Origin of the sequence: Staphylococcus sp. GDX8P80P (assembly GCF_017893095.1) — a bacterium.
Lineage (GTDB): Bacteria > Bacillota > Bacilli > Staphylococcales > Staphylococcaceae > Staphylococcus > Staphylococcus borealis.
This window is the reverse complement of record NZ_JAESMI010000190.1, coordinates 1-1564: the sequence shown is the minus strand read 5'-3', so window position 1 is coordinate 1564 and position 1564 is coordinate 1. Positions and strand designations below refer to the sequence as shown.

The 1564-nt window shown below is 32.2% G+C and carries 1 protein-coding gene; it reads left to right on the top strand.

The features are described 5' to 3' along the window. Positions 1-3: 3 nt before the first annotated feature. Complete coding sequence (uhpT, locus tag KA858_RS12240) at positions 4-1383, top strand: hexose-6-phosphate:phosphate antiporter (protein ID WP_210135827.1); 1380 nt, start codon at positions 4-6, stop codon at positions 1381-1383. Positions 1384-1564 lie beyond the last annotated feature (181 nt).

Below are 1564 nucleotides of genomic sequence, written 5' to 3'. Positions count from 1 at the left end.
AAATTGACAACTCAACATATCAAAAAAATTCCTAATAAAGGTATACCTTTAGCGATACAACGTAAGCTATGGTTACGAAATTTTTTACAAGCTTTCTTTGTAGTATTTTTAGCATATATGGCAATGTATTTAATTCGAAATAACTTTAAAGCTGCGCAACCAATGCTAAAAGAAGAAATAGGGCTAACTACTTTAGAACTAGGTTATATAGGTCTAGCATTTAGTATTACATATGGCTTAGGAAAAACATTGTTAGGTTATTATGTTGATGGGCGAAATACAAAGAAAATTGTATCGTTTTTATTAATATTATCAGCGATTTCAGTGATGACAATGGGCTTTGTACTTAGTTATTTTGGTTCTGTAATGGGATTATTAATCGTATTATGGGGACTAAATGGGATTTTTCAATCTGTTGGTGGACCTGCAAGTTATTCAACAATATCGCGATGGGCTCCAAGAACTAAGCGTGGAAGATATCTTGGTTTTTGGAACACATCACATAATATTGGTGGAGCAATCGCTGGTGGTTTAGCCCTGTGGGGAGCGAACGTATTTTTTCATGGTAGTGTAATAGGGATGTTTTTATTCCCAACGTTTATTGCTTTAATTATTGGAGTTGTAACATTATTTATTGGAAAAGATGATCCAGAAGAATTAGGTTGGAACCGTGCAGAAGATATATGGGAAGAGCCTATCGATAAAGAAAACATTGAATCGAAAGATATGACTAAATGGGAAATCTTTAAGAAATATATATTAAAGAATTCAGTTATATGGATTTTATGTGTATCTAATGTTTTTGTATATATCGTACGAATTGGTATTGATAATTGGGCGCCATTATATGTAACAGAACATTTGCATTTTAGTAAAGGAGATGCAGTTAATACCATTTTCTATTTTGAAATGGGAGCGCTATTGGCAAGTTTAGTTTGGGGTTACATCTCAGATTTATTAAAAGGGCGCCGTGCTATAGTGGCCATCGGTTGTATGTTTTTAATTACTTTTGTTGTATTGTTTTACACTAATGCAACTAGTGTAACAATGGTAAATATTTCATTATTTGCATTAGGTGCATTAATATTTGGACCACAGCTTCTTATAGGGGTATCATTAACAGGATTTGTACCTAAGAACGCAATTAGTGTAGCAAATGGATTAACTGGATCATTTGCATATTTATTTGGAGATTCGATGGCTAAAGTGGGACTTGCAGCAATTGCTGATCCAAAAAGTCAAGGTTTAAAAGTGTTTGGATATACATTAAGCGGTTGGACAGACGTTTTTATAGTATTTTACATAGCTTTATTTTTAGGAATAATATTATTAGGTATCGTAGCTTACTTTGAAGAAAAGAAAATACGTAGTTTAAATATTTAAATAAAAGGGACTAGTCGTTTTGCTAGTCCCTTTTTAGTAATAAAGGTTCTATAATAAATTGGACTGATGACTAAAATCATCTGTCCAATTTTTATGTTTTGAATACAAAAATAGCGCAATTACCTCTATAATTATTAGTTACCACAACAAATAAAAAAGGAAGGTAATGCGCCTATGTGTA